The sequence below is a fragment of the Lachnotalea sp. AF33-28 genome, assembly GCF_003477885.1.
GTDB lineage: Bacteria > Bacillota > Clostridia > Lachnospirales > Lachnospiraceae > AF33-28.
This window is the reverse complement of the sequence record NZ_QUEE01000007.1, coordinates 213,426-228,008: the sequence shown is the minus strand read 5'-3', so window position 1 is coordinate 228,008 and position 14,583 is coordinate 213,426. Positions and strand designations below refer to the sequence as shown.

Annotated in this window: 11 protein-coding genes; all 11 read right to left on the bottom strand. The window is 46.5% G+C overall.

What is annotated here, in order from left to right:
• Positions 1–46: 46 nt before the first annotated feature.
• The 11 genes from DWZ56_RS11880 to DWZ56_RS11830 all read right to left on the bottom strand — a co-directional run bounded on the left by DWZ56_RS11880 (position 47) and on the right by DWZ56_RS11830 (position 14,569).
• The gene (locus tag DWZ56_RS11880; protein WP_118556846.1) at positions 47–1,360 is read right to left on the bottom strand and encodes a DUF4832 domain-containing protein; all 1,314 of its coding nucleotides are present in this window, start codon (positions 1,358–1,360) and stop codon (positions 47–49) included.
• 5 nt (positions 1,361–1,365) lie between these two features.
• Positions 1,366–2,355 carry a glycosyltransferase family 2 protein gene (locus DWZ56_RS11875; protein ID WP_118556845.1) on the bottom strand — a complete coding sequence of 330 codons (990 nt, stop codon included), beginning with the start codon at positions 2,353–2,355 and terminating at the stop codon, positions 1,366–1,368.
• A gap of 8 nt (positions 2,356–2,363) precedes the next feature.
• Entirely contained in the window at positions 2,364–3,428 is a 1,065-nt protein-coding gene (locus DWZ56_RS11870) for a glycosyltransferase family 2 protein (protein ID WP_118556844.1), read from the bottom strand.
• A complete protein-coding gene (locus DWZ56_RS11865; RefSeq protein WP_243095222.1) occupies positions 3,418–4,536 on the bottom strand; it encodes a CDP-glycerol glycerophosphotransferase family protein in 1,119 nt (372 codons plus the stop codon). The genes DWZ56_RS11870 and DWZ56_RS11865 overlap by 11 nt, the downstream gene beginning before the upstream one ends.
• A 64-nt stretch (positions 4,537–4,600) precedes the next feature.
• The gene (locus DWZ56_RS11860; protein ID WP_176928016.1) at positions 4,601–6,118 is read right to left on the bottom strand and encodes a lipopolysaccharide biosynthesis protein; all 1,518 of its coding nucleotides are present in this window, start codon (positions 6,116–6,118) and stop codon (positions 4,601–4,603) included.
• Positions 6,108–7,562 (bottom strand): exopolysaccharide Pel transporter PelG, encoded by a 1,455-nt coding sequence (gene pelG, locus DWZ56_RS11855; protein ID WP_118556842.1) that lies wholly within the window; start codon positions 7,560–7,562, stop codon positions 6,108–6,110. The genes DWZ56_RS11860 and pelG overlap by 11 nt, the downstream gene beginning before the upstream one ends.
• Positions 7,562–8,983 (bottom strand): GT4 family glycosyltransferase PelF, encoded by a 1,422-nt coding sequence (gene pelF / locus DWZ56_RS11850; RefSeq protein ID WP_118556841.1) that lies wholly within the window; start codon positions 8,981–8,983, stop codon positions 7,562–7,564. The genes pelG and pelF overlap by 1 nt, the downstream gene beginning before the upstream one ends.
• 29 nt (positions 8,984–9,012) lie before the next feature.
• Positions 9,013–10,656 (bottom strand): DUF2194 domain-containing protein, encoded by a 1,644-nt coding sequence (locus DWZ56_RS11845; RefSeq protein ID WP_118556840.1) that lies wholly within the window; start codon positions 10,654–10,656, stop codon positions 9,013–9,015.
• Entirely contained in the window at positions 10,653–11,399 is a 747-nt protein-coding gene (locus DWZ56_RS11840) for a glycosyltransferase family 2 protein (protein WP_118556839.1), read from the bottom strand. Before DWZ56_RS11840 ends, DWZ56_RS11845 begins: the two co-directional genes overlap by 4 nt.
• On the bottom strand, positions 11,400–13,643 hold the full coding sequence (locus DWZ56_RS11835; RefSeq protein ID WP_118556838.1) for a pilus assembly protein: 2,244 nt from the start codon (positions 13,641–13,643) through the stop codon (positions 11,400–11,402).
• 20 nt (positions 13,644–13,663) lie between these two features.
• Positions 13,664–14,569 carry a hypothetical protein gene (locus DWZ56_RS11830; protein WP_243095221.1) on the bottom strand — a complete coding sequence of 302 codons (906 nt, stop codon included), beginning with the start codon at positions 14,567–14,569 and terminating at the stop codon, positions 13,664–13,666.
• Positions 14,570–14,583 lie beyond the last annotated feature (14 nt).

Sequence of the window (14,583 nt, the reverse complement as noted above, 5' to 3'; positions counted from 1 at the left end):
GCATCCCAATAATTCCCTCAACTCCGCACTGCACAGCGGCGAAGTATTATTCCGCATAGCGGATCAGCCAGTTACAGTCCTGTTCGTAACGTATCCCCTGATTTGCCAGTTGAAAGCTGTATCCAGGTTCCGTTTCCGCGGCATCTCCTCTGCACAGCTGCACCCCGAACGATACTTCTTCAGGTTTTTCATTAAAAAAAGGATTTGAGATTTCTCCTGTTATCATTCCATTAGTTTTTGAAAACATCGAAATATCGGCCTCACACCTGACCATTTGGCCATTATAATTCAATATAAGATACGAATGATATCCTTCATCTATCGCTGCAAAACCGCTATTGTTCAGCCGGATCTCAACATTTATTGTTTTTCTTCTGTAAAAACGCTTGCTTATGCTTACCTGGCTGACCCATGGCCGTATTCCCAGATGTTTTTTGATATAGACATCCCCGGCAAGTCCCTCATATTCCTGTTCACTCCATAACTTCCAAACATCGGCATTGTAATCACGGTTCAGGTAGGATAACTGCAGTAATCCCGCCTCCTTTACCACATTTTCGATAGTTGAGAATTCACTGACATAGGGCATTTCACCGCCGTTAAACGAAACTTTGATATGTTCCCCTGACCACTCCAGATCAGCCTGCCTGTCATATTCTTCCCGATACGTTCCAAGATCACTGTCGCTGGAAAACAGCCCATCATTGTATACACCAATTCTCCGTGTATCCAGCCCCCAATCCATTGCTTCGCGAATAAACTTCTGTCTTCTGACTGCGACAGGAATCTCACTGTCTAAAGCATCCAGCCACCTGGCGAGCACCTGCATACGGTAATCCTTTTTTTCCATATAAGCACTTTGTGTCCACTCGCCAAAGGCACCTATCATACCGGCCTGCACACCTGCAATACAGCTCTTATATGGATTTAATCTTTCCGCAATCTGATCGATATGGCTCAAAATAATTGAAAATTCCGGATCTTCAGGCTGTCCCGCAAAATCATACGCCGCGCGGAAAATACAAGAAAACCCCAGCTCTTTGGCTGTCATCAAAGACCTCGTCAGGTCCTCCAGCTTACTTTCAGGTATTACAAAATCTCCGATCTCATCATCAAGATTATAGGAAAGCATAATTACGTGGCAGTCCGGATACTCTCTCCGGATATCATACATCTTCTCCGGATTCTTAGTATATATCTGTATATAGTCTCCCTGATAGGGATTCGCCACTATGCCTCCGCTTTCCGAATAATAATACTCCCAGCTGCCCAAATAGAAATGCTGATAATAGAGCACCCCTCCTGCAGCTATCGCCAGTAGTATGAGAATTAATGAACAAAATGCAATTTTTCTGCCCATCCGTTTTATACCTCCGGGACAATCCGCTGATATATTCCGGCTATCAGCCCGTATAATGGCGGAGAAATCTTAAATACATTTAAGGAAATCTTATCAGTCAAACTGCTCTCTCCCATTATCTGTGCCTTATACGCATGATACAGCTCTTTCCATTCCTGTTCCAGACGGCGCATAGTCGACGGATTCCCCTGCATAGAACATTTCATGCGGTACCATGCGATCTGTATATTCAAAGCATATCGTTTTCTCGCTGCCGCTGCCAGATCCGGTTCTTCCCGTTCCGCAAAAAAATCAATCGCCTCCTTCAATGCTACCAGTTTGTCCAGACGGCGTTCTCCGTAGCCGCCGCTCATGATGCTCCCGCCACGCTGAACATACTGATAATAAGGCTCATCTGAAACCACCACCCGCTCTGCGGCATACATGACCCTGTAAGTTACAAATTCATCCTCATGCAATCGTCCTGCAGGATAATTCAACCACTGTTTCAGATTATTCCGGTAAAGCTTTCCCCAGGCTGTGATCATCTTTCTACGGCTGAAACGGACAATTTCTCCAGCCGCCTCTTTCCCGGTAAACACGACAGGCGCGGACGGAGCATACGCTTTCGTCTTACTGCTTCTATTGGGCTGCTCCCAAACCAGCCTGTAGGAACATACCGATATTTCAGCTTTATAATCCGCAGCATTCCGATACAAAACCTCCAAATAGGCCGGATCAATATAGTCATCGCTGTCTATAAAAGCAATATATTCTCCTTTTGCTTCTTTCAGCCCTCTGTTCCTGGCCGCAGACAATCCCTGGTTCTCCTGATGGATCACACAGATCCTATCATCCTTATTTGCATAGCTATCGCAGATTTCACCGCTGCCGTCTGTAGAGCCGTCATCCACCAGTATCAATTCAAAATCCTGCATGCTCTGGCATAACACAGATTCCACACAGCGGCTTATATAGTTTGTCACATTATAGACCGGTACAATTACACTTATCATTTTATCCTCTATTTCAATGTTGACATGATGTATCTGTTCATAAGCGGGTAAAAGCAGGAAAACAAAACCGTGATCAGTCCGGCCAGCTTCCCTTTCATAAGCAGCAGGCAGATGAAATAGAAGACCGTCTGCAGAACAGAGGGGAGCCGTGTCAGGCTGCGTGCCGCTCCTCTGATTTGAAGTACCTGCCATATATAGGGATCGCAAATAAAGGACTCTGCCCTGATTCTTATTTTATCCGCGGATTTTCCTTCATATGCTACATTTTTTACTAAAGACCAGCAAAATGCCCGCATAATGAGCGGAACCACCGTATCCAGATTATCTTCCAATACATGGTTTTCTTGCAGATAGTTTATCAGCTCCCGCAGCATCGCTATATTTTTGATATGAATGTTCGGCTCAGCCTTTCTGGTGGTAGACGCGTTGCTTATATCATAATAATAGAGAGGCGCCTCCATACAAAACCAATTCGGATGACAGCTCCACAGCTTTAAATTAAACAGCTGATCTTCCATATATATTTTTCGAATATCATCCATCCGAAGCGCATGCTGTTCCAAAAAGGCTTTTCTGTAAAGTTTATTCCATACATATCCAAAGCCGCTTTCCGTTTTCACTCTATGATAGAGCCACTGTTCCTGCTTTGTGCCGTCTCTGCGGATAAATCCCTCTCCGGGTAAAGAAATTCGCTCTCTCTTTCCGGTATTCACGCGGACATAGCTCCCCATCACCACATCGGCCCCTGTATCCTCTGCCTTTTGCCACATCCGGTATATTTGTTCCGTATCAACCCAGTCATCCGCATCCACGAAACAGAGATAACGTCCCGCCGCTTTTTCCATCCCCAGATTTCTTGCCAGGCTTTGCCCGCCATTCGGCATCTCAAACACCCGTATACGGCCGTCCAATGCTGCTGCTTCTTCACAAATCGTTCCGGTTGTGTCCAATGATCCGTCATTTATGATTAAAATTTCGATTTTTAACGGAACTTTCCATTTTTGAATCGACTGTATGCAGCGCAGAATGGTGTGCTCTCCATTATAAACCGGTATAATAAAACTAATCTCCATATGCTTCCTCATCAATATTTTTTATGATTATATTCGCCAGGACTTTCGCACCGTTCCCATCGTCTTCCATTCCTACCCGCTGCATAAAGTTCCGGCATTGATCCAGGTACCTTTCCATATTGAAGTTCTTAATTCTGTCCAACAGGTCCTGTTCATTAAAAGCAGCTTCAAAAGGGAGCTCTTTTATCGCAAAATAGAGTTTCCGCTCCTTTTTAAGATAGTCTTCATAATCCTGGATCAATAAAAATACCGGCTTGCCCGTCAGCATATATTCAAACATACAGCCGGAATAATCGGTGATCAGAACATCCGCCGCAGCGAGCAGCTCCTGTATATCCGGATATTCCGTGGCCTGCCTGATTAAATCCGTATCTGTTATCTTCCTTCCCAGATCGGCAACGTTTGGGTGCAGGCGCCGTAAGCATACATGTTCGCCGTGAAACCTCAGGTCTAATGCCCTGATCACCTGAACAATATCAAATTCATATATTTCGCTTCCGGCTTTTGCCCGGAAGGTTGGCGCATATAAAACCAGTTTCTTATCTTTATCGATATGAAAATAGTCTTTGACTTTATTTACAACACGTTCCTGGCGGTGCAGCAGTATTCCATTTCTGGGAATGCCGCAGCGTATCACTTTTCCCTGATACCAGAAACGGTTCCTATATTTATCTTCTCTGAATGAATTATTAGAATACATCAGATCCGTCATGCCCGCGTCACGCTTTGCACGTCTGACATAGGAGTTCGGCAGGATATCCGCGTCCTGTTCGTTTTTTTTCAGCCCCAGTGATGAGTGCCATGTCTGTATATACAATTGATTTCTTTTTTTAGGTATGCGCAGAGCACTTTTTACATTATCCACCCAGACCTTTGCCGTAGCCAATTCGTATATCGCCCGGACTCCCCCGTACCAAACCGGCCGGATCCCGTTTGGCAACGCTGTGTGCACATCCTGTGTCAGCCATACCAGATCCAGATCCCGTTTACTCTTTAAAAGCTCTTCCGCTATATACTTCGGATCACACCCGTATCCTCTCCCCCCGAAATTATCAAATACAATTTTATTATTTTTAACAGGCAGAAGACAAAAAAACTGCAGCAACATCTCGCAGACAGCGCCATATAATTTACGTAAGCTTGTTCTTTGCTGCTTTTTATGCCGTGAATCCTTATCTCGATTTATCATTTTCGTTTTTAACCCCACTAAATTTTTTACAAATCATATAGATACCGGCAGCTGTTAAATATACCAGATTTGATACAAAAACACAGATCAAAGCTTTCAGTAAAAAAGATATGAACCCTGTTCCACTAAGATTTTGCAAAGCCAATTTCGTTGTAAAAAAAGAAACAGCAAGAAACGACAGCGTCGCTACATGATAGAACGCCTCATTCCACAGACTTTTTTTAAAATAGCCGAAGACTACCTTAGGCTCATACCAAAACAACGTTGCCGCCGATGCGACCGTAGTCGCCACAATTACACCTGTCAGGCCCCAATACTTTCCCATAAAATATGAGAGAACTATATTAAGAAGCCCCTTAGCCATAATCATTATCCTTATATTCCGAAACAGCCCGGCCGTTTCCCGATAAATCTTAACAGCATTATGAGCTTCTTCCAGATAATAGTTCACAATCAGAATCAGTAAGATTTTTTCGGACAGCATCTGCACATCGCCCATCCATATATGAATAAAGTCTTCGACCAGAAAATAAAAGCAGACTACCGTCACCCCCATCATCCAGGCATTAACTAGCAAATACGTCTGAAATCCCCTATACTGCTGCTCCAACCCGCTTGTCTGTGCGCGATGTCCTACCCTGCTGCGAATCGCTTCGAACAGTGCACCTGTAAAACTGCGTATTCCAAGCAGGATAAACTGATAGTTCGAATAGATACCTACCATAGCTGTACTGGTAAAGTGTGAAATAAAAATACTGTCCGTGTTGTTAATCAGCACACTTCCAAACTTGTAGATGATCATATCCGCCGCATTGGATTTGATAGCATACTTTTCTTTTTCTTCAAGTTCGTCCGCCGCATACGACAGATAGGAATAACTCCTTTTCAGCTCCCACTTAAAAATCAGATTGATAAACAGATTTTTAACCAGAATGCAGATAACAAACAGCTCATAGCTGTGAAAATGCTTTAACAGAAGAATTTCCAGGATCAGAGCGATACCGTCAACGCCTCCGGTTACCCAGGCTACGAAATAGCGCCTCTGATCAGCCTGGATAAAATAATTGCGTACCAGGCGGCGGTTATATAACACAACCGAAAGCATATAGGTTAAATAGGTGATACAGATCTCCAGCGCACTAATATCCGCATTAACCGCATACAGCACCGGCAGGATACAGATAATACCGCCGCCTAAAACCATCCAGGTTATCTTTCGGTACAAATTATCGTAGTACCGATAATAAGACGCGACTTTATTTGTTTCGTTTCGCGCCAGCGCCCCATAAAGGCTGAACAGCATCGCAGTTCCCATACCGAAATAAGCAAAATTCAAAACATCGCAGAAATTAGCATAGATACTCTGTATCCCCAGATATTCCACACTAAGATAATACTTTATGGCTCTTTTAGAAATGAGGTTGATCACAAGGGAGACAACCTGTATCACCATACTGGCCACAATATTCAGTTTTAAGCTTCTGTTCTTATTATTCCGCATGTCCCGCCTTTTTTGAGTATACTATCTTTCCTTTACTGGAAGATTTCATGGTATCGATGACCTTGTAGTCACAGAAAATATATGTTTCGAGGTTTTTCTCAATCCAACGGATTCTGAAGAAGCTGAACGTCCAGCCGGCAAGCATGCCGGCAAATACTCCGATCCCCCAGAAGGAAGCGGAAAAATTGCAGGAAACAAGACTGCCGATCAGAGTGACCGCAAAAAAGACGGCTCCTGTCAAAAATGCCCCCGTTAAATCCGCGAAATAAAAAAGGTAAACCAGATTGCCGTACATCATGAATACGCCCAGAAAAGATACGGCTAAGATCGGGTAAATCGCCAGTGTAACGCTATCTATGCCCATCCTGGTGCCAAAGGAGACCACCAGCAGAAAGATCACAGAGGTGATCGCAACCTGAGAGCCGAAGATCTGGCTGATCTGCTGGGTGAGCGTACGGAACAGCTTCTTCTTGCTTTTTACAATCATTTTATAGGTTCCGCCCAGCACTGCCTCCATATGCTCTTTGTAGACATTGTGAAACCTGGTCTCCACCACAACCGTAAAGGATACCATCACAAAAATATTGGTAAACATGGCCAGGCAGGATGCCATATCATAGGACAGGTTCGTGTAATATGTGGATGCGATGACAGTCCTTCCGGGCACGGTCCAGAATACAAAATTATGAACATACAAGCCAAGTATATAAAACAGATTTGCAAACAGCAAACGTTTATATGCGAGCATATAGGTCAGGCATTCCGTATACTTCCCCGCTCTCCCGTAGAAATATCTCTTTATATAAGAAAAATTCAGCGTGGCAATGACGAAAAAGCCGCTGGAAAGGCCATAGAGTATCGCATGGACCACATCCTGTCTTCCCAGAAAGTAAAAAGCGGCCGACAAAAGAAAGCTCACCGCCATACCGATCAGGAAGAACACGGCAATCGCCTTATAGTCTTTGGTGGCATGCAGATACGTGATGGAAAAAAACAGGATGACCAGGGAAATCCACTGCACATAGGTTGCAGCGATAAACGGGATATCCACGCCCCCCCTCATCCGAAGGCTAAAGGCTAACGGCACAAACATAAGGGACGCAATCCCCGCGCACAGAGTCAGGCCCATATAGTAGGAATCCAGAATTCCCCCGTATTCTTCCAGATAAAATTTATCCGCCAGATATCTTGACAAAACCACATTAAAAGGCGAAGTCAGGATAACGGAGAAAATAAATGTATATAAGATCGTCGAGGACAGCAGCTCCCTGTCCGCATAGGAAATCCCTGTCACGCCCAGAAAAAAATACAGAAAAAGAATCGCACAGATAACCAGAACCATCGGACCGATCGTAACAAGCGTGCTGTAGAGCACTCCCATAGCGCTTCTGGCAATTCCTTCTTTTCGATAAATCTTTTTTAGCTCAAAACCGATACCTGCCATTATTTCTCCTCTCCCTGCCCAACAAGCTGATCATAAAGCTGCCGATACCTCCTGAACACATCTTTTTCGTCATACTCACTGACTGCCCGCCGGTATCCTGCCTCCCCCATAATTTTCCGTCTGTCCGCATCGGCAGCGAGGGATACAATCGCTTCCGCTATCCTGGCAACATTCATGACAGGAACCACAACCCCCGCTCTGCCATACCCATCTCCTTCTCCATAGATCAGCCCGCGGCAGTTTCCCACATCCGTGGCAATATAAGGCTTCTTCGCCGCAAATCCCTCCAGGATTGACAAAGGCTGGCCTTCGCTGATGCTGGTCAGAATCAGGAAATCCATCTTTCCGATATACTCTTTCACCTGTACGATTCCGGTGAATACCACATCCTGTATCCGCATATCCTCCGCCATCTCACGGCATTCCGCGGCATACTCCTCCGCTTCCTCCATGCTGCCCATAATATACAGCCTAAGCCTTGGCTCCCTGCTTTTCGCTATTGCAAACGCGCTCAACAGGGTCTTGACATCTTTTATAGGAGTTACGCGCAGCACCGCTCCCAAATTTATGAATGTATCCTGTTCCTCTTTCTGCGCGATTCCTTCAAAATTTTTATGGTTCACTCCGTTAGGGATGACCATCGTCTTATTCGCCGGACATCCGAGTTCAATCTGAAATTTTCTCGCACCCTCAAACAGCGACACCACTCTGGCTGCATGCAGATAGCAGCATTCGCCGATTTTTCGAAACTGTTCGATCCAGAGATCCTTATAAATGCCGCTGACCCAGTCCGCCTTGATAATCTCCTCTTCCCGCTCACGGGTATAGATGCCGTGTTCCGTCATCAAAAACGGCCTGCCGGTCCGGCTGGTCTGCAGGCTTCCCCAGATCCCCGCATATCCGGCGGAAGCGGAATGATAGATATCCGCCTTTTCTATTCTGGATTTTAAAATCGTAAAAAGCGGCAGATACAGGGAACGCATAGTCCAAAGAAAATCGGAAAAAATGACCCTGCTGAAATTCTCGTTATAGTAATTCAGCGTCATTTTATAAAAATCCTTCCCCGACAGCAGCGCATTTAAGGAAACCTCTTTTTCCGCAAAAAAACGGATAATAACGTTCCAGTCAGGGCTATGCCCAAACATCAGGCTCTCAAAGGCATCGTACTCCTCCCCCGTAAGCCGGATTTTACGCTGTATCCTGTTTGAGATATAGTCATCGTCCAGCAGATAGACCTCCTGTATCTCACTTACATTGGAGGGAATCTTATACTTAAACTCCTGGCCGGCGTCCGGCGCCGCCGCAATTGTCTGAACCACAAATTCCACTTCCGGCATACTGCAGATCAGCTGCTGAATCCAGCTGGAAACACCGCCATTTACATAAGGATAAGCTCCCTCCACTATCAAACATACTTTCATTCAACAACCTGCCCTTTCCGCGATCCGATTCAATGCTCCAGATAAATCTTCGATATTTTTTCTGTAACCTTTACCAGATAGATATCATCCGAGATCCGGCTCACCGAAGCGTTGTCCGCCCGTTCTATCTGTCTGGTAGTATTCAGGTAAAAGTAAGCCTCTCCGGAGAAATTTCCTATATCGATTCCAATTTCATCCTCACCGTAAGTGAGCTTAGGTTCCATGACCTCATAGGCCAGAATCCGATAGACCGCTTCCTTAACGGATACCCGATCCAGCCAGAAGATCTCCTCCTGCTCCACTCCCAGAACCGTTTCCAGATTTTTGGCAAACTGTACCCAGCCCGCCTTGCCGACTTCATCCAAAAACTGCCGCATATCCACAAAAACCAGGTTAAATCCGGCGCCTTTGACGCTGCTTAGGTCCCTTAACAGCACATCCCTGTAATCATCCGCCGGCAAGTCAGTATATGGCAACTGTACGGTCCCGTTTTCAGTCCAGTAAAACGACGAATCCCACAGCTTCAGCCTATTTGAAAAAGCATCCTCCAGGTACAGAGCGCCGGTCTCCTCATTCCACTCGCCGATGATATCGCCGTGCTCCCTGATATTCTTAAGGTAATATTGAATCAGCCGGTTTTTTGACTGCATGACGGCCGCACGCTCACTGCTGTACCATGTCCCCGTCAAATTGTAGCGATCCTCACACCGCCTAAGCTCCGGAAAAAAGATATCATTCTCCGCTCCCAGCGCATCCCTTCCATAGACAGACTGCAGATATTCGGAAGAAAAATTGTCTGCATAGGGCATGCCTCTGATCGCAAAGCAGTATGCATTGACAACAGGATACATATAGGTCTGAAATATCTCTTCAAATAAAAAGCTTATGACCGCCATACCGGTCTGATTTTCCATCAAAACCTGGTCCGCCACATATACGTCCCCTGCTTTTCCCAAGGTATGATAGCGCCAGAAAACCGGGGCCAGATCTTCGGTTTTTGTTCCTTTGTCCTGCTCCCCGAGTGCAGACGCATAAACCTCTGTGCACTGGCCAAGCTCCACCTCTTCCAGAGAAAATTCTCTCTCACATTCCTTCATATCTCCAAATAAGGTGCGCCCGGTCATGCGAAGTCCTGTCTTATCCTTTATGCCCTTCACCCTGCCGATTCCCAGCAGCTTCAAAAACTGCTCATCCTGCAGATACGTTTCCTTTGGAAGGTCCGTAAATATGAGGACCATGCCGTTTTCACGGCTGCGGTCAAACCATTGGATCTGTTCCTTTGTAAAATCATCTTCACAGACAAACAAAACCTGTGCCTGCGCGCATTCCGTGAGTTCGTCCGCTTTGCGGTATGATATTTTCATGCCTTTCAACTGATTTTCCACGAGCGGAAACACTGTCTCATGGGTTCCCCAGATCCATACTACTGTTTCATCCGCAGACGTGCCATTCTCCGTTTTATACTTCAGCGCCTCGTTAATTGCCTCTGCTCGTTCCCTCTGCCGCTGCTCCTCGGCAGTCTCGCCCTTTCTGAACAGAGCTCCGATCGCATCCAGATTTTCAAATGCTGTAAAAGCGAGCAGGAGAAAAAACAAAATTACCACTATGTACAGAAACAGAAATCTTTTCAGCTGATTTTTCCTTCTGCGGCGAAATTTTTCAAATATCTTCATTGTTTGTCCCGTCTTCTATATCTTAGATACGCATTCAGGCTGCTAAGCATCATCAACAACATATATCTGCCGACCTTGAGCAGGCCGGTATGCATAGATACGCCCGACGTGCGTTCATGCATGATTGCAGGAAATTCTTCAATCTTATAGCGGAGCAGGAGCATCTGAATTGCCATATTCATATCAGGATACTTCAGATCGAAATTCCGGTACCCCGCGTAAAAAGAAAACGCGCTGCGGCTTAGTCCCTGCAGACCGCTGGTCGGATCCGTCAGCGTGCAGCCCGTATTCTTCCTGATGATGCTTCTGAAAAACCGGATTGCAAGCCTTTTAAGCGGCGGGATTGCGAAAGACTGGCTTCCCTCAAGAAAGCGCGAGCCAATGACGATATCCGGATATTCGTCTCCGGATCCCGCGCCGCATCCCAGTTTCTTACAGATGAGCTCCACGTTCTTCAGATCATGCTGTCCGTCCGCATCCAGCTGAATCAGATACTCATATCCCCGGCTGACAGCGTACTTATAACCCGTCTGCAACGCCGCTCCATATCCCATATTAAATATCTGACTGATGACCTTATAGCCACTGTCCCTTACAATCTGCGCGGTCCGATCACGCGATCCGTCGTCGATCACCAGAACATCCATGGTTTCCTCAATGTTTTGCTCTGTGATCTTACTCAACAGCTCTCCGATATTATCTTCCTCATTATATGCAGGAATCAGCATCAGTATATTTTTCATCTAATCCACACTTTCCTTTGCAAGCACCCGGTAATCCACCGCCAGGTTCAGCTTAAAATAGGGGTCCTGTTTTATCTGGTAGACGCATACCTGCTCATCCTCATAAAATTCCGTGACGTGATTGGGGTATACCTGTCTGACTGTTTCCATCCAGTAATGCAGCTTGGACATCAGGATCTCTCTCTGGAAGTAATAGGGGGCGTCCAGCGCATGTATGCCCGTACCATCATTCATATTCCACTCCACATCCTTCAGCGCATATTCCCCTCTGATCTCTTTTACATTATAAGCGGATACAATATCGCTGTGGTCAATCTCCCTCCTGTCATCGGCAAAAGAGATCGGATGTTTTTCCACCACCGCATATATGAAAGGCGTGGGAATATAAACGCTGTCCGCTCCCCCATCCAGTTCTTTAATGAGATCTGTGATCTCATAATGATACCCGTCATACCGTATCAGTGTCAGATCATTGGTGGGCGATATTACGGTCCAGGTATGGTCCTCATGTTTGTCCACCAGCTCCAGGCAGACCCTCATATCCGCTTCGGATATGGTAATATTGTAATACAGACCGCTCTTTACCTTTCCCGTATATACCAGACACACCAGCTCCGCCAGAACGCATCCGAAGATCAGCCTGCTGCTCCAATCCTCCTTCACATGCAGAAGCTTTAAAAGCTGCCGCAGTATTTCAAAAGGAAGGCACAACAGCGGAACCGTCAGAAATGTTAAAAAAGTGGCCATACGCTTTACTTCTATGATCGCAGGCAGGCCCAGATAATAGGTACAGGCCAGCACTGCGCCCGCCTCCCACAGCACCGACCAGAACAGGTACCGCCTGAACCGCTCTTTATCCTTAGACAGAATCAGTCCGCCCAACGCATAGATAAACAGCGCAATATCCGCTCCCATAAGCGCCCGGACAGTCACATGTCCGTTTACATAATTATAGGTCAGATACGTCTCCTGCTGCATCCAGAGCTTTGACGCGCCCGGAGGCATTGCCTCAAGCATGGCTTCATTCCGATCCTGCAGCGTCTCTTCCGCCAGCTCTCCGGCTGTCATATCCTCCTCGTTCTCCGCATCTTCCCGGGAAGATGCGCTCGTTCCTGCCACCCCGAAGGCCCACTCAATCGATCGTTCAAACTGATATCCCGCCATAAACCCGACAATATAGGGGACACATGCAAGCGCTATGCCCGCGATCCCCGCGATCAAAAAGCCCGGCAGCATCTTCCGGCGGATCAGCGTGACAAAATACACCAGTCCAAAGCAGACGCATATGACTGCGCAGAAAATCGTGACATAAAAATGCGCCATCAGAGTCCAGGATATGCTTAGGCCGAATAAAAGCAGGTCCCCCTTCTTTTTATACTGTGCGTAGTGAAGCATCGCATACACCATACAGAAGGCGGCCGCCAGTCCAAATTCCATCGGAAATGAAATCTGAAAACGGACAAAGGAAACCGTGTGAAACACATCCGCCAGCACGAAAATAACCCATCCTACCAGCGCCGTATAGCGGCCGCCGATGCATTTTCGAAACATCAAATAGGAAAAGCCGAATACAAGAGCCGTTGACAGCACGGAAAACATCAGATATACCCGCGCCACATTCAGTCCCGTAAGCACCGTAATGGCGGCAACCAGCGTATGCATGCCGTGAGGATACATTCCTGCAGGGAACATATTGCCATGGATCAGCTCGCTGATCCAATACAGATGAGTTTCCTCATCCGTGTGGCCGTAGGCGGCGTTGTGCAGTTTGTACCATCCGTAAAACCATATGATCCATGTCATAACCGCGCAGAATATCAGGATTTCGGGCAGCCTGCTCTTTAGATAGTTTCTGTACAGATCACCTGCCGTTTTTTTTATGCGAAGGGCGATGTCTTTGACCAGAAGTCTGCCCCCATAGGTTCCCGCAGACAGTTGTTCAGACAGACGTATGTACCTTGACACCCGCCGCCTGATCGCTCTGTGTTCCCGCAGGCAGCACAGGATCAGGGGAATCAGTATAAGCGATACCAGGGCAGAAAAAAAGTTTATAAATTTGAGATATCCCAGCGCCAGCATAAGAAAGTTCAGATACAGATTCCCCGCGCATTGATAAAAGAAAAAACGGAAAGTTATATTCCTGTGTTTCACATATTTACTCAAACAGACCGACGGTATAAAACAAGTCAGAATCAGATACCAGACGGTACTGCAGACAAGAGTCCGCATATTCTCCCAGATCATTCTTTTCTCCTACACAGCTGCTATGAAAAAAAACGAATCCACTCCAAAAGCTCACTGTCTATCGCAAGCTCGGACGCCTTGACCGCCTCCAGAGTGTCCCGGAATTTCCCGCTGTTTTTCTTTGCGTAATAATATTCCAGAACCGCTTTGGCCGCGTCTACATCCCGCGTCACCATATTCTCCGCTCTTTGTATCCACTTTTCTGTGACAGGGGATGCTTCCTCCCCCCTGATTAAGGCCAGAAGCCGCGCAATCATGCTTCCGTCCACCTTTGCCGGATCCAGCTGGTAGAGCTGATCCATATAGGAACCATAATACTGCAAATAGTTCTGCTGCTCCGGTTCGCTGAATATTTTTTTATTCAGAATATCGCTGCAGAAATGCAGATACTCAAGCAATACTTCCGCTGTGGCGTCTTTGTTGCAGAGCTCCCGCAGCCTGTGCTCGCCGTCCTTATATTTTGCAATCGTATCGGTAATATAGGAAGCGGCATAATGCACCACCTCCGTATCGCCGTGTTCCATCGCATCCTGAATGCCCCCGGTGTAATCCTCCACGTCCGGCCTCTTTAAAACCTCCAGAAAAGACTGCCGCTTATCCACGGTATCGGAGATTCGCAGGGCCTCCTCAATCGGAACGATATTGGAATCCCGCTCGATATCATCGCTGATAATCATGCGCGTCCTCTTTTTGCTGAAGCTCAATTCATCTTCACTCAATTCCGCATAGCCTTTTCGGAAAAAAAGCCAGTTAATAAAATTCGCGCCCATGACAAACAGTTCTCCCACCACAGGCACCAGCACAAAAAAAGCCGCAAACAGCCCGCCCCGCCGGGCATCCTTTTTCCATAAGCACTGATACAGGAAACATGCCAGCGCCGCAGCTGCGTTCAAGCATAACATCCATACTATTAATTTGCCATCCAATATCTCAACTCCCA